This window comes from Virgibacillus sp. JSM 102003, from assembly GCF_041949995.1.
In the GTDB taxonomy this organism is placed as follows: Bacteria; Bacillota; Bacilli; order Bacillales; family Amphibacillaceae; genus Lentibacillus.
In genome coordinates this window covers 238,902-256,956 of sequence record NZ_JBHFQH010000003.1, presented here as the reverse complement: position 1 = coordinate 256,956, position 18,055 = coordinate 238,902, and the positions used below count along the sequence as shown (strand labels likewise).

Below are 18,055 nucleotides of genomic sequence, written 5' to 3'. Positions count from 1 at the left end.
GCATTATACCGCCTTTCTATTTGACTCGATAAATTTCAACAAGTTCAACCGCAAGATCCCGTACTGTCATGGATGTCATCAAATGGTCCTGCGAATGAATTAGCATCAGATTTAGTGGTGATTCGTCACCATTAGCTTCATTCTGTAACAGTTTAGTCTGAAATTCATGTGCCTTGTTAAGCTCTTCCCCGGCATCTTCCATAAGCTGATCAGCCCTCACAAAATTACCTTCTTTTGCTTCCTGTATAGCTTCCATAGCGTTTGACTTCCCATTGCCGGCATATAAGATTATTTGAAATGCAGTTTCTGTTATATTGTTAGTATCCACGTGTTTCACCTCTGAAGAATAATGTGAGATAATGGCCCTGCCAACACAGGACCATATTTTTAAAAAAGTCTAACTTGCTTTACTAGTTCCTTCCTTTTTCTCCGATTCATAATAGCTTTTATCAAGAATTTTCAGGAACGGCCACCAGATCAGGAACACAACCGCCATATTGAAAAACTGCAGCACGGCCCCCTGCCAGGCATTCCCTGTTGCCAGAAAGCCACTAATACCAACTGGAGTCGTCCATGGCACAATAATCCCGGCTGGTTTTGGCACTAAACCAGTCGCCATCGAAAAGTATGTGATGAACGTAATAACAACCGGTGCAAGCAGCCATGGAATTAATGCCAGTGGATTCATGATAATCGGCAGACCAAATATAATTGGTTCGTTAACATTAAATATCCCTGGAGGTCCACCAAGCTTTCCAAGTTCCTTCAGTTGACGGCTGCGTCCAATCAGGAATATACCAATGACAACTGCCAGCGTCATACCTGATCCGCCCATGCCTACAAGGAATGTATCTATAAACTGCTTGGTAATGATATTCGGTAATTCTTCGCCTGCCTGGAATGCCTGCAGGTTCTCATCATTTAACGCGTACCAGATTGGGTCAAACACAGAGTTGATAATAATCTGTCCATGCAAACCAAAGAACCAGAACAGCTGAATCAACAGAACCGCTACAATCGTAGCAGCCAAACCGCTCCCAAGAGACGTCAATGGCTCCTGAATAAGTGTATAAATAAAGTTCTGAACCGTTTCAAATGGTGTATAACTGAAAATAATTCGGATAATGATAAATACACCTAGTGTTAATGTAATTGGGATTAAAGCACTGAATGAACGCGATACCGCTTCAGGTACACCCGCCGGCATCTTGATGGTCCAATTCTTCTGGACAAAAATCCGGTAAAGCTCAGCAGCAAAGAACGCCGTAAAGATACCAAGGAACATCCCTTCCGCACCAAGCACATTCGTCGGGATAACACCTGAAACCCCTTCAAGTGTCTGTGGCGTCAGAATTAGAAACGCTGCAAAGGCTGCCACACCACCATAAATTCCTTCTATATCATAAGACTCTGTCAATTTAGTACCTATACCAATAATAACAAAAGCACCCATAATGCTGAGTGTTGCAGCAGATGCTGGTCCCAAAGCACTTTGATATGCTGCAAAGGCATCTGCGCCAATCAATTTATCCAAAAATGGCAGATTGGCAAGTACGACAAAAATAGATCCAAAAATAATTAATGGCAATGCTATCATGAAACCATCACGCAATGCGGTTAAATAACGGTTATTATTCAATTTTTCCGCAATTGGCATCAAGATGTTTTCAAGAATATCCATGAATTTATTCATTTTGACTCTCCCCCTATTAAAGTTTAACCGTCAATCAGCTTCAGAGCATGTTCAAGAACTGCCTTTCCATCAACACGCCCATAAGCAACAGGATTAATGACATCGAGTGGTACACCAAGCTCATCAGCAACTTTCCCATACTTCTTCTTCATAAATCGCATCTGCGGACCGATGAGCAGCACATCCGCATTTTCCAATTCTTTAACGGCTTTATCCTGAGCAACCGCCCAGATCTTCACATCAATTCCACGACCTTCTGCTTCCTCCTCCATTTTTTTAACTAATAGACTTGTAGACATTCCTGATGAACACGCTAGTAAAATATGTTTCATAGTAGTTCCTCCCCATAGGCTTGTTTATCTTGAAGTACCTTCATTATAATTTAAAAGCGCTTACATGTAGACACAATGTATTTCCGTTGATAGTAGGAAATAGTTATTTACGGCTTTGCTTCCAGCTATCTTAACTTATCGTCACTAATTAATAAAAACTGCTAAGCCCAAATGTGTTATTCAAAACACACTGGATTTAGCAGCTTTTATAATTGCATTCAACAGTCTCGACTACGTGGGTCTGACACCAATAGATGGTTCTCTAATGATTAATACCAAGGTAGTTATGACGATTTTCACTAGTATTATATTCGAAAAATGACCATTTTTTAATACACATTAAACCTAACGTCTTCAAACCTGCCATTTAAGCTCCACCGTCTTTTCTTTAAAACTCTGCAATTCCTCCATCCTACTAACAAACCATTCCTTAATATCTGCAAGTTGATTTTCAACCGGCAAAAAATCAGACAATGGTTTTTCATACCAACCCCATACCGAACCACCTTCATCATCATCGATATAATCAAAGTTCTCAACTGCATGTACTGCATCTTTAACTTTCTGATAGCTGGAATTCCTCTTATTACACATGACAGATAAGAAAAGCAACGGGTAAGCTTCTGTTTCCGCTTGGTAGAATTCAAATCCAAGAATGATCTTTGAATCAGTTGACCGTCTCCTTCCAGGGAATATATCATCCTTCCATAATGTATATCTATTATGTTTGGGTATTTCTTTTAACCTTTCATAATCGTATGTATACGGTTCCCCAAATTTCCCAGTAAACTCTAGCACCATTGCATCTAATACTTCATCCATTTTAGACATCGTTTCTGAAACATTATTCATCACTAACATATCGTCAAAATTAAAATTTCCCGCAACAGCCATATCTAACCTCCTCATATAATCTAAAAAATCCCGAATAATAGCATTATCATTGTAATCTTTAAAAAAAGATAAACGTCTCTCCAACGAATCTGACAAAAATCAACACCACTAATTTCCTTCAAATCATAGTACTTTGTACAGTATCTTAAAAAGACTTTCCGCTGACCCTCAAGACTATTAAGTACACTTTTATATCTCTCTAGCTGTCTGTATCCCTCACGAGAATTCACTTTGTTCTCCAAAAAGCAAATAGTGGATTCATTATAAATAACGATATCAATAATACAATCCTGCTCGTCTTCCAATTCATATTGTTGTTGTGTCTTAATTTTAAATTGTTCACCATCGATTTTTAACACATCGTTCATAAAACTATTTAAAAGTTGATCATCTTTTAACAGGATAGATGCGAAAATCTCAGTAGTGAAGTCTTCCAAAGGTGTCTTGAATGCGGTGCTATGTCTGGAGTACAAATTTAATAAGTTCAGGTACACATTTTCCATTTTATTTCCTCCATACTGACATGCTATCAAAGTAAAAAAGGTTTCCTCACTCGTAGCCTTTTTACATTCATTCTATATTACTGCTCCGCTTTATTCCAATTCCTCATCTCCCTATCCTTTTATAGATCCTTGTGTCATTCCTTCCACTATATACTTTTGACCTACAGCAAACAAGATTAGTGTAGGTATTACAGATATTACGGTTGCTGCTGACATTGCTCCCCAGTCAATATCGAATTTTGTGATAAATGAGTTCATTGCCACTGGTATGGTTTTAGATCCTTCTTTATCAATGAACATTATAGCTAAAAATAATTCGTTCCAGCATTGTACGAACGCAAAGATAAATGTTGCTGCAATACCAGGAAGCATCACAGGAAAAATAACTTTAAATAGTGCTCCAATTCTGCTGCAGCCATCCATCATTGCCGCTTCTTCTAAACTTGCAGGGATTCTTTCAAAAAAGCTTTTCATTATGACGGTACAGAACGGAATCATCATAACTGTATATATAAGAAACAGCGATGGCAAACGATTTAACAAATCTAAATTAGACATTAACAGATAAAGCGGTGCAAGGGCTATAAATATCGGGATCATTTGCGTGATAAAAAAGGCAAATATGATTTGGTTTTTACCCATAAAACGAAATCTCGCAAGAACATACCCACCCAGCATTGCTATAACTAAAGCAAGTACACCGGCGACAGTTGCAACGATTAAACTATTAAAAATATAAACACCAAAGTTAGATATTTGAAATATATTTACATAGTTTTCAAAAGTAATTGTTTCAGGCCAATATTTTAACGGGAATGTAAACATATCTTCTCTTGGTTTGAGAGAAGTAATTAGTATCCAATATAAAGGGAATATGGAAAAAATCAGGAATAACCCTAGGAATATCACCTTAGCAAGTAGTGGCCAATTTATAAGTTTTGTCATTTTAGAAGTCACCTGCTTTATTAAACTTTGTTGCCATTAGGTAGAAGATCGAGAATACAGCCAAAAGAATTATAATGATTAATCCTACGGCAGCTGCCTGTCCATAATCTTGTCCGTATATAATTTTCTCAAGCATATAGGTAGAGAGTATGTGTGTAGAACCAGCTGGTCCGCCATTTGTCATTGCGTAAATCAAATCCGGGAAGTTCAAAATCCAAATCACCCTTAGTAAGGCAGTTACAATAATAGTTGGCAGGATAAATGGTATCGTAATCCTTATTAATTCCTGAAATTTATTTGCTCCATCAATTTTAGCCGCTTCGTATAAATCTTCCGGGACTGACTGTAAAGCTGCCAGAATCATAATTGCAAAAAACGTAATGCCATACCATATATTCGCAATGATAACGGAAACCATTGCCCAATTTGGCTCTGATAGAAAGGGTATCTGTGTATCTATTATATTCATTCGTATAAGCAGATCATTAATTACTCCGCTTTGTCCGTTATACATCCACCGCCAAATGATACCAATTAAAAAACCGGACATTGCCCAAGGAAAAAACACAAGTGCTTGGTAAACACCTCGTCCTCTAAAACTCCTTTTAAGTAAAAGTGCTACAAAAAAACCAATTGATAATTGGAATATAAGGGAGAAGAATATCCAGTAAAAACTATTAATAGTTGCTCTCATAAACCCAGGGTCCGCAATAACTTGTTTAAAGTTTTGCAACCCAATGAATTCAATATTTGTCAGATCAAACAAGGAGTAACTTTGAAATGCCATAACCGCCCCCTTGAATAGCGGATAATAAATAAATATCGATACAAGTACTAATGCGGGCAGTAAACTCAGGAAAATATATAAGCCATGTTTATTAATTTTAAAGGCTGGTAGTATTCGAGCTTCTTTTGGTTGAGGTTGTGGTTTCAAACAGTTAGCCTCCTTTATAGGAAAGGGTAGTAATAGTGATTACTACCCTTCTTTATATTTACTGTTGTTCTTTTTGACTTTTCCAGTAATCTGTCCATTTTTGCAAGGTTTTATCAATCGTCATATCTCCTAATAATAGAGACTGGATATCTTTTTCAGCGATACCTCTGTACTCACCCCAGCCCTTATAATCAACTGGACGATCTGCAATCAAGTATTCATCTGGCTTGGCATTCATCTCAATATAAGAACTGAAATATCCTTCTTTGAAAAATGGATCGTCTCCAGCGCTTTTGTGAACTGGAATTAATGAATTGTTTTTAGCAAAATGCAAGTTTTGTTCTGGACTGGAAAGGAATGAGATTAACTTCCAGGCTTCTTCTTTATGTTTTGAAAAAGCTCCTATCCCCCAACCTGCTGTCCCTGCAGTTTGCTGGGCTACTTCAGACGGAACGCCTTTAGGTAATGGTGCTGTATCCCATGTGCCTTCTTCCATATTTTCCTCTGCAGTTACAATTACTTCAGGATCCTGTATTAACATAGCTGTCATACCAGAGGTGAAACCTTGAACCATTTCCGGATAACTCCAGCTAATTGAGTCTGGTGGTGAAGCATCCTCATACATCTTCACAAACATATCAAGGGCATCCTTTGCCTCAGAGGTGTCAAACATCGGTTCTCCATCCTTAGTAAAATAGCCATCTTCCTGTACAATATCTTCTCCGACATAAGACCAAGTCATAAATTCAACATAGTCTGATGAACCTGCTCCTCCTCTAAAACTGTAACCATATCGATTTTGAGAAGGATCCGTTAATTCCACACCTGCTTTATACATGTCTTCCCATGTTTCAGGAACTTCTAAGCCAGCTTCTTCAAACCAATCAGTTCGGTAGAATAACGTTTTTTCATATATACCATAAGGAATAAAGTAAGGAGTGTCTTCGATAGCGGTTGCTCCATGTTTTGCGATATCATTTAGTGAATCCCAATGTTCCCAATCACTAGTGTAAGCAGATAAATCTTCAATAAAACTGTTGTTCGAAAACTGCTTTACTGTTTGGTCACGTACTTCCAATACATCAATATCTTCCTCAGCCATCAGCATCTGAGAAATTTTCTCATCAGCACTTTGCAGTGGCGGTGAAATAAGTTCAACCTTTATATTCGGGTTTTCTTCTTCAAAAGTAGCAATCATGCCTTTCAAAAGTTCTGTTCGTGCAGGACTCGTCAAACTTTCCACCATCCTCAGTGTAACGGTTCCGCTGTCACCAGATTCTTCATTATCACCTTTACTACTTGAGTCTTCACTGCACCCTGCGATAATAACAAAAGACAAAATAATAAAGAAACTCAGTAACAATCCCCTTTTAACTTGATCCAACATTCTAATTTTCCTCCCTTTTATGACTCATAAATTTATATAAAAAGAGCGTTTCTTCTTATATCAAATGGAAAGTAAGGCTTGATCAAGATCTTTTATTAATTCTTCTTCACTTTCCAGTCCTACCGAAATTCTTATCAGGCCTGGATCAATGTTATTTTCTATAAGTTGTTCATAATTTTGACCGTTATTTGGAGATAAAACTAAGCTTTCAAATCCACCCCAAGAAACGCCAATATTAAATTGTTCTAGTGCATTAATCACCTCCCTGATACTTTCAAATTCCTTGGAAACGATTTCAAAACTTAGCAAGCCAGAATATCCTTTTAGCATTCGCTTACCCAATTCAAAGTCCGGGGCTGAAGTTAGACCAGGATAGTTAACTTTTTTCACGGTTTGATGCGTTTCTAAAAAAGCAGCTACTTTCGATGCACTTTCCTGATGTGCTTTCATTCGAATTGGAAGAGTTCGCAAACCTCGCATTAACAGCCAGGCTTCATATGGAGGCATAACGCCACCAAGCAGCTGGTATTCATTATAAAATATCCGCTCCATTAACGATTCACTTGTTATAAGAGCTCCACCTACAAGGTCACTATGTCCCCCAAGATATTTGGAGGCAGAATGCACTACTACATCTACACCAAACTCAATAGGGTTTTGGAATATTGGGGTTGCCCAGGAATTATCAATAATAGTATGTAATCCTTTTTGTTTCGCAAGTTCTGTTATTTCTGGAAGGTTAACAATTTGAAAATTCATCGTTGTGGGGCTTTCCAAATAGATTAATCTTGTATTGGGCTTGATATGTGCTTCGATAACATCAATTTTTTTTGAATTAATATTTGTGTGTGTTATCCCGAATTTTTCAAGGTATTTAAAAAGCTTTGTGGTTGGCCCATAAATATTACTTATACTTAATACGTGCTCTCCTGTTTTCACAAATGACAAAATAGCAGCTGAAATAGCGGCCATACCTGAGGAAAATAATTTGCATTTCTCACCTTTTTCGAGTAAAGCAATCTTCTGTTCTGCAATTTCCACAGTCGGATTCGTACCACGCCAGTATAAATAATTACTGTGTTCAGACTCCATAGCCTCCGTGAATTCTTCAAATGTCTCATATATAAATAGCGAATTTTCATATATAGGAGGAACAACAGCTCCATGGAATTTCTTATAATCATCACCCAAATGTGTAACTATTTGTTCGTTTGAGATCTTTTTCTTACCCACGGTTATTCACTCCTGTCTAATCTACAAAGTCTACTTTCCTAATATTCTCTTCTACAGAATCGATAATTTTATTAAACTCGATCATTGCCATCTCCAAGTCTTTTTCTTTAATTGCCTCTAGCATTGTTTGATGAAAAGGAAGTGAATCATCGAAAATGTCTTCTATTCCAAAAGGCTGATTCCAAAACTTATTAAACGCGTCATGAACAGACTCAACAATGCTTTCGAGAACGGGGTTTTTAGAAGCTTTAAAAATGGCTTTGTGAAATGCCCAATCCACTTTCGAAGAATCTTTGTTTAAATCCTTTAGTCTAATTTGTTCATTTAAGTGAATTTCCATTTCCTCAATATCCTCTTCATCAGCGCGAAAAACCGCTAGTTCTACAGCTTTTCCCTCAAGCGCTCTACGAAGTTCACTCGTATGTAACAAAAAGTTTTTTTCATTCTCAACCTCAATTTTCGCCTCTATCCGTAATACATCGCCTTCTTTAACGAAGATCCCTTTTCCATTGATGACCTCAACGATATTTAGACCTTCAAGAAATCTCAACCCTTCCCTGACAGTTGACTTACTAACTTCAAATATATCTGTCAACTCCGCCACACTAGGCAGCTTATCACCTTTTTTATAATTGTTTATTTTAATATACTTTTTAACTTCATCTACAATGATTTCATGTGAAGAAACTCTTCTAATACTCTTCATAACCTGCTCCTTTATGGCTTTTTTGTACCTATCAACCTATCAGTTAGGTATATTATATTCTAACTATAAATAATTATCAATATTTTTTTAATATTTATTTTATTGTGTTAATAATTAAGTATATCAAAAAAACTTGATAAGAATATGCGTTTTTTCACATAAAAACGCCCTTCTTATAAGAATGACGTTTATAGATATGCTATATTAAACTTTCTCAAATTATACTAACCTTTCCTGCTAACCCTGAGACTCCCTTCCCAACCTAAGATGGACTATACAAACTCTCCAAATATTCTCCTTCACCCTTCAACTTCTTCCTAACTTCTCTTCCCCAGCTTTTCACAGCATCAGTTGATACACCTTCCTGCTGGGCGATTTCTTGCATGGACATGCCTTCGATGATGAAGAGTTGCACCCATTTCCATTGATTTTCGCTTAGCTTGGACTTCACGTTTTGCCAGAAGGTATTATCTTCGATGGTGATGCCAGCCGAGTCGATCATTGGCAGTTTTAATGTACCACAGCTGTTGCCGTTATCTACTTCGCATAATTCGTGTTTAATAATTTTCTTTTGATTGCATTCTTCTCTTGTCTTTGTTCGAATCATGTCGATTAGACGGTTGCGAATTGTGTAATTGAAGTAGGTTGCAAGCGGTCCTTTATCTGGGTCGTATTTCTTGTAAGCCGCCCACATTGCATACAGTCCTTCCACGTAGAATTCCCGATGCGGATCGTTAATTCCAAGCTTCAGCATATGATAATGGATCCTTTTCTCATTTTGCTTAAAGATTTCTTCAAACGTCATACTCACCTTTTCAGTCATTTTTTCTCCCCCTAGCAGCTATGTAATAGAGCAATTCCCCCTAAACCTCATCCTATGTATCTCTCAATTTTCGCTATAAAATGCATTCTGGCGAAATGATGATTTTCAGATTACTCCTCTATTCATATGTATAATCGTAAGAACACTGCAAAAGGTGGCATTTTGTTGAAAAAATTTAAATATGCAGATATGAAACTTTATTAGAAATGACAAAAACTGCTAGAGCAATAGAGAATATCCACTAATGATCTAACAGCTCTATATTCTTATACTGATACACAACTAATGCTTAGCACTTCTGCCCCTAATTCTTGCAACCATTCACCTCTATGGGTGCGCTTTCAATTTGGCAATTACTTTATCCGTATTTTACGTTGCTACCTTCTCTCGTTGTTTTTCATTTCGATGAGTCGATTGCAGATTATGTAGTTAAAGTATGTTGCCAATGGACCGTTGTTTGGCTCATATTTTCTGTATGCCATCCACAACTCATATATTCCTTCTACATAAAACTCCTGAGTCATATTATAGCTACCCAGCTTGTGCATATGATAGTGAATTCTTTTTTGATTTTGCTTAAAGAATTCTTCGAACGTTACATATTCTTTAACATTCATTTTTCATCCCTCCTTCATTATTCTCTTATATAATAGAGTATGTTCACTAATTCGTCATCTATAATTTTCCATTTTCGACTTAAAATTCAATTTTTATTAAAAAAGTGTCGAAAATTTGTAAAATTTGATAAGAAAATGCTTTTATACACGAGTTTTACTGGCATATCCCATGTGCATAAGCCGTTCCATCTGCTGTAAGCATTTATAAAAGAAACTGCTAGACCTTGATATATGTATCAAAGTCTAGCAGTTACTACAGTTCATACTTATTACCTTTTCTATTTTTCTACATTCGGCATGCACAAATCACACAAAAAACGCTTTAGCGCAATGATCCCATTTACTCTTCTATGTCCACCCATTTATAGTTTTCAGCACTTACCTTATAGGTAATCAGGTCTTTCACATTACTTTTTTGCAGATAGGCTGTACCAGTTTGGTAGAGTGGAACTAACACAGCACTTTCTTCAATTAAGAGCTGTTCCGCTTTCAGCAATGCATTCCAACGCTTCATCGGTTTATCTCCGAGAGAAGATTTGGATGCAAGGACTAATTCATCATATTTTTCGTTTGAATATCCTGTGTGATTGCCCGGGCTGTCTGTAATAAACAGATTCAAGTATGTCATCGGATCCTGGTAATCACCGCCCCACCCAGTCAAAATAAGTTCGTAATTCTGATTAACGTTCGCATCGATACTTTGTTCGGGCGGAACGTTTTTAATAGTAATCGTCAGACCGGGAAGATTGGACTCCCACTGATGTTTGAGGTTCTCAGCAATGGTTACCGACGCACTGGAATCCGATGTCGTTAATTTAAATTCCAGTTCATCCTTATTTAATTCCTTTAACCCCTGCTGCCAATGTTCTTTCGCCTTATCCACATCATAATGAGTCAGCTTTCCATTTTCTGCACGAAAGTCCTTACCGGTTTCCGGGTTCTCCGAAACGCCCCATGGTACCGTTCCATACAGAACTTTGGAGCCGTTATTGAGGATTTCATTGACAATTCCTTCTCTGTCCAATGCCATATTCAAGGCTTTTCGGATGTGTAAATTGGCAAGGTTTGTCTTGTTGCCATCTTTTCCTTGGTTCATTTTCAAAAATCGTACCGCACCTGTCAAAAAGGTATGGTACTCTTCATCTGATGAAAATTTATCAACAAAATCACCTGTCAGCCCTACTCGGTCAAGCTGGCCATTCGTGTAAAGATCAACTGCAGTTTGCGTATCCTTCACAACGTCAACCTTAATCTTGTCAACATTCACAGCATCCTTATCCCAATACTGATCATTTTTCGCATATGTCCATGAGTTTCCTGTTCCATCCCAGTCTTTTAGTACAAATGGACCATTAAACAAGGTATGTTCACTGTCTGTCGCATACTGATCTCCCTGCTCCTCAATGAATTCCTCGGGCTGTGGGAAAAAGATAGCTGTAGTCAATAACTCTTTAAAATATGGAATCGGCGCCTCGAGCGTTACTTTTAATGTACGGTCATCCAGGGCTTCGACGCCAAGCTCATCGACTGGCTTGTCACCTTTTAAAATTTCTGTAGCTCCTTTGATGATTTCCTCGAATTGTGGCCCGTAAGCTGCACCAGTCGCTGGATCAACTGCCTTTTTCCAGGCATATTCAAAGTCATGCGCTGTAACAGGGGAGCCATTCGACCATACGGCATCTTTCCGTATTTTAAATGTATAAACCCGATTATCCGCACTGACCTTTGGTTCGCCTGCTGCCACGGCCGGCTGCGGATCCCCGTTTTTATCCAGCCGGTATAACCCTTCAAATACCTGGTTAATGATTCTAAAGCTAAAGTCGTTATCAGCCATTGTTGGATTCAATCCAGGAATTTGGCCAGGTGCACTCAGGTGGAGCACTTTTTCTTCTTCCCCGCCAGTATCTTCATCGCTTGCCGTTTCATCCTGCGTCTCCCCGCTGCAAGCAGTTAAGACAAGTAAAAACAACAGTGAAACGAATGAAATGGTTCGTATGTAATTCATCTTTTTTGCCTCCTTTTATCTCTTTTGCAAAAATTTAACACAGCACCACCTCTTAAGGGTACTGCTAAACGTCTGTACAGCCGTCGTTCACAATCCTCCTTTACCAAAACAATCATTTGAAGCCATAAAAAACATCCTGGACTACTACCCAGAATGTTTGGAAATACATACAAAAACAGCATCAGACTATTTGTTGTGTTTCCTACACTGTTTAAGCCAGATCAGGTTCCAAGGATCAGTACCTTATTGGATGCACTCTCAACCGGCAACACCAGTTCCCCTACAACGATTGTTATAAATTTAAGTAATTATTTTACTATTACATATTTTGATTAAATGTTCAATCTTAAGTTTTTTCATGCAGATCAGTTTCCGTAAAAAGGCATGACATAATCGTAAAAGACATCTATAACGGAAGTAAGCAATAGAAAAGGGCGGTCTTATGGTGTTAGACGTTTCATCCTGGGAAAAAGATACTAAAAGTCATGTCTCCGGGACAAGAGCCAAATTTTGGCTTAAAAACCCTTAAGATAATAATAAAAGATATCTATTTAAATTCCACGTGCGGGTACAGGAGAAAATTGGCAGAGTTTTTTGCTAGTCGTTTTGGTCAGCAAATTGGTTTTAACACCATGGATGCTTAAATAGCAAATTATCAAGGAACTATAGGAACAATAGCTTTAAACTTTGTAAAAGCAAAGGAAGAGTTTTACGAAGGTGGCGATCAGTTTTATGTATTATATAATGACTTTGATCGATACTCCTTAGAATAGCGCTAGCGCTTTTGTTCAGTAAGCAAGAATAAAGAGGTATAAATTTATACTATACTATAAATAAGCAAAGAAGGGTTTAATGCTATGCTGACTGTAAATTAGGAGGTTCAGCGCCGTATGGACTGCGCCCGGGCATCGCGGGTGGGTCGACGTTGCCGCGCAAAGCGGCGGTGTTAGTCAATCTTCCTTTTCCCGTGTGAGATAAAGGATACACGAAGAACGTAAGCAATTCGATGTTGACCTATCGTAGACACGGCGAGGGAAGTCCACTAGGCGCTAGGCGCTGGTGCAACGACGTCGCTGATTCGGATGCTGGGTGTTTTTTTGTGACAGAAAAACTGCATCCCACCACAATTTAGCCTTCGATGTTTCATTTCATAGTTAGAGTGAAATACTGTATACAAAGGTTAAAATGAAAGGATGAGACATATGTTGGAAATAAAAGGTGAAAAACAGGGCGAAATTTTAGAAGTGACGACTGAGGGTACAGCGACACAGGATGACCTGCAAAAATTCGAAGAGGCTTTAAAGGCTAAGAAGCAACAAGAGAAACCGGTAAACATATTATTTATTTTCAAGAATATCGACGGAAACACTCCAAAAGCACTATTAGAAGGCTGGAAGATTGTTACCCATCTGAAAAGCATAAATAAAAGCGCCATTGTAGCCGATGAGACGTTTGTTGGCCTTAACAAAAAAATTGAAAAGCTGATACCAGGTATAGAAATAATCCAGTATCCGCTGGAAGAACTGGAAGCAGCAAGAGAATGGCTTCGTGAGGAATACTCTGACAGAGAGGGATAGGTTCCTTGTTTCAGGAATAGATTCCTGTTCGAGACCTGTTCCAATATGACTTAAATAAAAGTGACTAGGACATAACGAAAAGTGCAACATAAAGGACGAATAATGCACGAACCAGCGTAGGAAATATACCTGCGGGAAGAAAAGCCTAGGTGAGCCTCCGAAGTGCATTAGCACTTCGGAGGCTTACCAGCTGCTCGCGGAAAGCGAAGTATATTTCCGAAGTTATATGCACCATTTTTCAGTTAGTTTGGATTTTACTTTGACACTTTTTAATCCTCCAATCACCAATCTGCCAAGTTATATATCCATTGGGGTCATTCGCTTGCGTCGGTGCCTTACCAGCCGTTTAATACATCTTTTTTTAGGATATACTTCCACATCTGCATGTCTTTCATAGAACAAAAGCGTAAGCGCCTGTTCAGCGCCGTATGGACTGGAATGACCCGTGTGAGATAAAGGATACACGAAGAGCGTAAGCGATTCGATGTTGACTTATCGTAGACACGAGGAAGGAAGTCCACTAGGCGCTAGGCGCTGGAGCTGGACGTGGCTGATTCGGGAGTCCAGTTAACCACTGCACTTAAATTTATAATTTCCTAGAGCCATAAAAAAGCCCTCATATGAGAGCTTCAATTTATATTAAACTATTAAGCTAGGACATTCTACACAGTTCGGTACCCGGACTCATGCCATATAATCTTATTCATCCTCTTGTGAAGTATCTTCTTCTTTAATATAAGAGTATTCTGATGCGTCCACAGGTTGCCATTTTTCAGTTGGTTCATAAAAACGCAGCAAATCCCCATAGAGCACTTTATTCGAAAGCTTAAGCTCGTGATGCGCCTTCTTTTTCATTTCCTTCATTTCTTCTGTCGGCTCTAATTTTTTTCCCGTATCATTGTCATAAAATTCCCCGGATGCAAATGTATATTCCGGTGTGACGACATCACCATCTTGGAAGGCAACAAAATCCTTATGGTCTTTTGAGAACATATCCGTGCCAAATTGGATGTATTTGTTAGCCTTAATTCCAACTAAGTGCAGCAGTGTCGGCATTACATCGATTTGACTTGAGTATTCATGAACAGTTCCTTTACCTTCCACACCAGGAACTTTAATCATGAAAGGAACACGCTGTAATTGTGTATGTTTAAAGTCTGTAATCTTTTCACCAGTAATCTGCTTCATAGCTTTGTTATGGTTTTCTGAAATGCCATAGTGATCACCATAAATCATGATTACCGAATCTTTATATAACCCTGCTTCTTTTAAATCGGAAAAGAATTGCCTTAGGGACTCATCCAAATATCTTGCCGTCTGGAAGTACCGGTCCACAGATGGGTCACCTGTGTTAGCGGGTTTAATTGATGCTTCCTTATCACTTATCTTATATGGATGATGATGGGTTAAGGTCATCATGTGAGCATAGAATGGCTTTTCTAATGACTTCAGCATCGACATTGACTGTTTGAAAAAAGGCTTATCCTTCAAGCCATAATTAATAACATTATCTTTATTCATATCATAATACTTAGCATGAAAATAGTTGTCGATGCCAAATTGCTTATAGATCTCATCCCGATTCCAGAACGTTTTGTTGTCTCCATGGAACACAGCTGACGTATAATTTTGGTTCTGTTTTAAGATTGCAGGCAGTGCCTGATACGTATTTTGTCCTTTTGTCACAAAAGCCGCCCCTTGTGGCAAAGGATACAACGAATTGTCCAATATCAATTCGGCATCGGCAGTCTTACCCTGTGCCGTCTGATGGAAAAAGTTATCATAATACGTAAAGTTTTTACGCTGGTTGTGAACCAGTGAATTTAAAAATGGTGTTACTTCTTCACCATGAAGCTTGTAATCTATTAAAAATGACTGAAATGACTCAAGATGAATTTTAATGATATTTTTACCCTTGGCAACACCAAAAAGATTTGGGTTTGGTTTAGCATATTTAGCCGTCGTGTAGTTTTCCACTACCGTAATATCACTGCTGTCAGCAAACACTCGCTGTCTTGAAGATTGTGCTGTTTGAATCGCATCATAAATTGCAAAATTGTATGAACCTAGATACTTTACAATATAATTACGGTCAAACGTCCTTGTTAACAGCTCTGGACGATCATCAGTAGCTAATTGCAGATTAACAGCAAACGCCATTATTCCGGCAGCAAGAACAAGAACAGGCTTTCTCAATTTCAGACGGCTGTCTGACCAGCTAGTTCTGCTCCAGATAAACAAAGCAATTAATAAAATAATATCTGCAGCGTAAAACAGGTCATGCCAGGCTACTAAACTAGCAATACTTCCTCCCAGACTGCCGAAATTAGCAGTCTGTGTTAGGGTTGGCAGTGTAATATAATCAGCAGCTGAACGGTAATAGACAACATTTGCATATAACAGAAAACTCATCAGGAAATCTATTACAATAATCCAAATACCTGCCCGTTTCCCTTTTGCAAATAACGCTATGCCCAAAAATACCAGAGCAGAACTAAGCGGATTAAAGAACAGGAGGAATTCCTGCATGCTATTTTGTATATCAAGATTAAATTCATAAATATATGTTAAATACGTTTTTAACCAGAGCAAACCTACCGCAGCAAAAAAGAATGTCATTTTTGAAATAGATTTATTTGGTTTCATCAATTTGTTCATCAGTACCACATACCTTTTCCAGTTCAATAATAATTAAATTCATCCCTATATTAAAACACTTTGCAAAGTAATTAACAAGGGGAATTTTTCTCAATTGGGACAGAGGCAGGTTCCAATAAAAGTACCTGTCACCCTAGACTATTCTAAATTGTCCAAGGTAACAGGCACTATATCTAATACTCCTTTAATTCATCCAGTCCCAATGCTTTCATTGTTGACGTCTTAATTTCAATGATAAGTTCGGGTTTATCAGATAACGTTTCACCATAAGAGGGAATCATTTCTTTTAATTTTGGTTTCCACTCATCAAGCTTTTGCGGGAAGCATTTTTCAAGCAATCCAAGCATGTCTGAAACAGATGTTGATGCACCCGGCGAACCACCAAGTAATGCAGCCAATGTTTTGTCATGGCTATGAACAATTTCCGTATCACTAAATTGAATGGTTCCTTTACCAGCTGGCGTATCTTTAATTACTTGCACTCGTTGCCCAGCAACTTTAAGTTCCCAATCTTCATCTTTTGCATTAGGGAAGAATTCTCGTAATTCATTCATCCTCTCTTGCTTTGATAGTCTCAATTGTTGAATCAAGTATTTCAGCAACGCTATATTTTTGACGCCAGCTGCTAACATGGTAATCATGTTGTTCGCTTTAAATGAAGCAAACAAGTCCATATTTGATCCTGATTTAAGAAACTTCGGCAAAAAGCCTGCAAAAGGACCAAAAATTAATGTCCTTTTACCGTTGATAAATCGCGTATCCAAATGCGGAACAACCATTAGCGGGGCACCAGGTGGATTTTTACCATATACCTTTGCGTAGTGCTGTTCGATCACCTTAGGATTATTACATTCCAGATATTGTCCACTGATAGGAAAACCGCCAATGTGTTTCCCTTCAGGAATTCCGGTTTTCTGTAATAATAGTAAGCTACCACCGCCAGCTCCTATAAAAACAAACTTCGAAGTATGCGTTCCAATTGCACCGTTTTTGTCCCGAACCTTCAATTTCCACAACCCATCTGTGGTCTGCTTAATATCTAACACATTATGATTGTAATTAACTGTTACGTTTTCTTTTTCCAGGTAATCGTACATGGTGCGGGTCAATTCCCCGTAGTTAACATCTGTACCATCATCAATTTTCGATCCGGCAACAGATTCATTTGCTGACCTGTCTTTCATTATCAGCGGGAACCATTCTTTTAATCGCTCTGGATCTTCGGAAAACTCTATTTCCTGAAATAAGGGATGGCTAGATAATGCTTCAAATCGTTTTTTTAGAAATGCTACATTCTCCTCGCCTTTAACAAAACTCATATGAGGTAAGCTAGTAATAAAATTACGTGGGTTCTCGATTAAGTTACGATTTGCCAAATAAGCCCAGAGTTGCCTAGACAATTGAAAACGTTCATTTATTCTAACTGCTGCATTTATATCGATGGAACCATCAGATTGTTCATTTGTATAGTTCAGCTCGCATAATGCGGCATGTCCTGTTCCTGAATTGTTTTTTTCATTAGAGCTTTCTCCACCAGCAACTCCAAGCTGCTCGAAAGCTGTAATTTTCCAATCAGGTTCTAATTCTTTAATCAATACCCCCAGAGTTCCACTCATAATCCCAGCACCTATTAAAACAACGTCTGATGTAGATTCATAACTCATTTTGGCTCACTCCCTTTTATATAGTAGTTATATAACTCTACTTCACATCCTGCACGTTCTAACAATTTTACAATACTCTTACCA

At 38.2% G+C, this 18,055-nt stretch carries 16 protein-coding genes; 1 reads left to right on the top strand and 15 read right to left on the bottom strand.

Annotation, left to right across the window (positions count from 1 at the left end; translation table 11 throughout):
* Nucleotides 1–16: 16 nt before the first annotated feature.
* From ACE1TG_RS05255 to ACE1TG_RS05195, 13 genes are all read right to left on the bottom strand, one after another.
* Complete coding sequence (locus ACE1TG_RS05255) at nucleotides 17–328, bottom strand: PTS lactose/cellobiose transporter subunit IIA (protein WP_375051309.1); 312 nt, start codon at nucleotides 326–328, stop codon at nucleotides 17–19.
* 69 nt (nucleotides 329–397) lie between these two features.
* Complete coding sequence (celB, locus tag ACE1TG_RS05250; RefSeq protein WP_375051308.1) at nucleotides 398–1,693, bottom strand: PTS cellobiose transporter subunit IIC; 1,296 nt, start codon at nucleotides 1,691–1,693, stop codon at nucleotides 398–400.
* Between the two features lie 23 nt (nucleotides 1,694–1,716).
* On the bottom strand, nucleotides 1,717–2,025 hold the full coding sequence (locus ACE1TG_RS05245) for a PTS sugar transporter subunit IIB (RefSeq protein WP_375051307.1): 309 nt from the start codon (nucleotides 2,023–2,025) through the stop codon (nucleotides 1,717–1,719).
* Nucleotides 2,026–2,379: 354 nt separating this feature from the next.
* Nucleotides 2,380–2,919 carry a hypothetical protein gene (locus tag ACE1TG_RS05240; RefSeq protein ID WP_375051306.1) on the bottom strand — a complete coding sequence of 180 codons (540 nt, stop codon included), beginning with the start codon at nucleotides 2,917–2,919 and terminating at the stop codon, nucleotides 2,380–2,382.
* 20 nt (nucleotides 2,920–2,939) lie between these two features.
* Nucleotides 2,940–3,422: a PD-(D/E)XK nuclease family protein gene (locus ACE1TG_RS05235; RefSeq protein ID WP_375051305.1), complete on the bottom strand. Its 483-nt coding sequence runs from the start codon at nucleotides 3,420–3,422 to the stop codon at nucleotides 2,940–2,942.
* 111 nt (nucleotides 3,423–3,533) lie between these two features.
* Complete coding sequence (locus ACE1TG_RS05230) at nucleotides 3,534–4,367, bottom strand: carbohydrate ABC transporter permease (RefSeq protein ID WP_375051304.1); 834 nt, start codon at nucleotides 4,365–4,367, stop codon at nucleotides 3,534–3,536.
* 1 nt (nucleotide 4,368) lies between these two features.
* Nucleotides 4,369–5,301: a carbohydrate ABC transporter permease gene (locus ACE1TG_RS05225; RefSeq protein WP_375051303.1), complete on the bottom strand. Its 933-nt coding sequence runs from the start codon at nucleotides 5,299–5,301 to the stop codon at nucleotides 4,369–4,371.
* Between the two features lie 58 nt (nucleotides 5,302–5,359).
* Nucleotides 5,360–6,688: an ABC transporter substrate-binding protein gene (locus ACE1TG_RS05220; RefSeq protein WP_375051302.1), complete on the bottom strand. Its 1,329-nt coding sequence runs from the start codon at nucleotides 6,686–6,688 to the stop codon at nucleotides 5,360–5,362.
* 60 nt (nucleotides 6,689–6,748) lie between these two features.
* Nucleotides 6,749–7,921 (bottom strand): trans-sulfuration enzyme family protein, encoded by a 1,173-nt coding sequence (locus ACE1TG_RS05215; RefSeq protein ID WP_375051301.1) that lies wholly within the window; start codon nucleotides 7,919–7,921, stop codon nucleotides 6,749–6,751.
* 16 nt (nucleotides 7,922–7,937) lie between these two features.
* Entirely contained in the window at nucleotides 7,938–8,627 is a 690-nt protein-coding gene (locus ACE1TG_RS05210) for a FadR/GntR family transcriptional regulator (protein WP_375051300.1), read from the bottom strand.
* A 262-nt stretch (nucleotides 8,628–8,889) separates the two neighbouring features.
* Nucleotides 8,890–9,450, bottom strand: coding sequence for a sigma-70 family RNA polymerase sigma factor (locus ACE1TG_RS05205; protein WP_375051299.1), 561 nt, complete (start codon nucleotides 9,448–9,450; stop codon nucleotides 8,890–8,892).
* Nucleotides 9,451–9,827: 377 nt separating this feature from the next.
* Nucleotides 9,828–10,067 (bottom strand): hypothetical protein, encoded by a 240-nt coding sequence (locus ACE1TG_RS05200; protein ID WP_375051298.1) that lies wholly within the window; start codon nucleotides 10,065–10,067, stop codon nucleotides 9,828–9,830.
* A gap of 340 nt (nucleotides 10,068–10,407) precedes the next feature.
* Nucleotides 10,408–12,072: a peptide ABC transporter substrate-binding protein gene (locus ACE1TG_RS05195; protein ID WP_375051297.1), complete on the bottom strand. Its 1,665-nt coding sequence runs from the start codon at nucleotides 12,070–12,072 to the stop codon at nucleotides 10,408–10,410.
* A gap of 1,202 nt (nucleotides 12,073–13,274) precedes the next feature.
* On the opposite strand from ACE1TG_RS05195, the gene ACE1TG_RS05190 reads away from it, so the two are divergent.
* Nucleotides 13,275–13,649, top strand: a complete 375-nt coding sequence (locus tag ACE1TG_RS05190; protein ID WP_375051296.1) for a SpoIIAA family protein — start codon at nucleotides 13,275–13,277, stop codon at nucleotides 13,647–13,649.
* Between the two features lie 699 nt (nucleotides 13,650–14,348).
* Here ACE1TG_RS05190 and ltaS read toward each other — a convergent pair.
* Nucleotides 14,349–16,295, bottom strand: a complete 1,947-nt coding sequence (ltaS, locus tag ACE1TG_RS05185; protein WP_375051295.1) for a lipoteichoic acid synthase — start codon at nucleotides 16,293–16,295, stop codon at nucleotides 14,349–14,351.
* 185 nt (nucleotides 16,296–16,480) lie between these two features.
* Nucleotides 16,481–17,971, bottom strand: coding sequence for a malate dehydrogenase (quinone) (gene mqo, locus ACE1TG_RS05180; protein ID WP_375051294.1), 1,491 nt, complete (start codon nucleotides 17,969–17,971; stop codon nucleotides 16,481–16,483).
* Between the last annotated feature and the right edge of the window lie 84 nt (nucleotides 17,972–18,055).

Excerpts from the sequence above, each read along its gene's own strand:
- celB (WP_375051308.1), bottom strand. The coding sequence starts at position 1,693 with ATGAATAAATTCATGGATATTCTTGAAAACATCTTGATGCCAATTGCG.
- ACE1TG_RS05245 (WP_375051307.1), bottom strand. The coding sequence starts at position 2,025 with ATGAAACATATTTTACTAGCGTGTTCATCAGGAATGTCTACAAGTCTA.
- ACE1TG_RS05240 (WP_375051306.1), bottom strand. The coding sequence starts at position 2,919 with ATGGCTGTTGCGGGAAATTTTAATTTTGACGATATGTTAGTGATGAAT.
- ACE1TG_RS05235 (WP_375051305.1), bottom strand. The coding sequence starts at position 3,422 with ATGGAAAATGTGTACCTGAACTTATTAAATTTGTACTCCAGACATAGC.
- ACE1TG_RS05230 (WP_375051304.1), bottom strand. The coding sequence starts at position 4,367 with ATGACAAAACTTATAAATTGGCCACTACTTGCTAAGGTGATATTCCTA.
- ACE1TG_RS05220 (WP_375051302.1), bottom strand. The coding sequence starts at position 6,688 with ATGTTGGATCAAGTTAAAAGGGGATTGTTACTGAGTTTCTTTATTATT.
- ACE1TG_RS05210 (WP_375051300.1), bottom strand. The coding sequence starts at position 8,627 with ATGAAGAGTATTAGAAGAGTTTCTTCACATGAAATCATTGTAGATGAA.
- ACE1TG_RS05205 (WP_375051299.1), bottom strand. The coding sequence starts at position 9,450 with ATGACTGAAAAGGTGAGTATGACGTTTGAAGAAATCTTTAAGCAAAAT.
- ACE1TG_RS05200 (WP_375051298.1), bottom strand. The coding sequence starts at position 10,067 with ATGAATGTTAAAGAATATGTAACGTTCGAAGAATTCTTTAAGCAAAAT.
- ACE1TG_RS05195 (WP_375051297.1), bottom strand. The coding sequence starts at position 12,072 with ATGAATTACATACGAACCATTTCATTCGTTTCACTGTTGTTTTTACTT.
- ACE1TG_RS05190 (WP_375051296.1), top strand. The coding sequence starts at position 13,275 with ATGTTGGAAATAAAAGGTGAAAAACAGGGCGAAATTTTAGAAGTGACG.
- ltaS (WP_375051295.1), bottom strand. The coding sequence starts at position 16,295 with ATGAAACCAAATAAATCTATTTCAAAAATGACATTCTTTTTTGCTGCG.
- mqo (WP_375051294.1), bottom strand. The coding sequence starts at position 17,971 with ATGAGTTATGAATCTACATCAGACGTTGTTTTAATAGGTGCTGGGATT.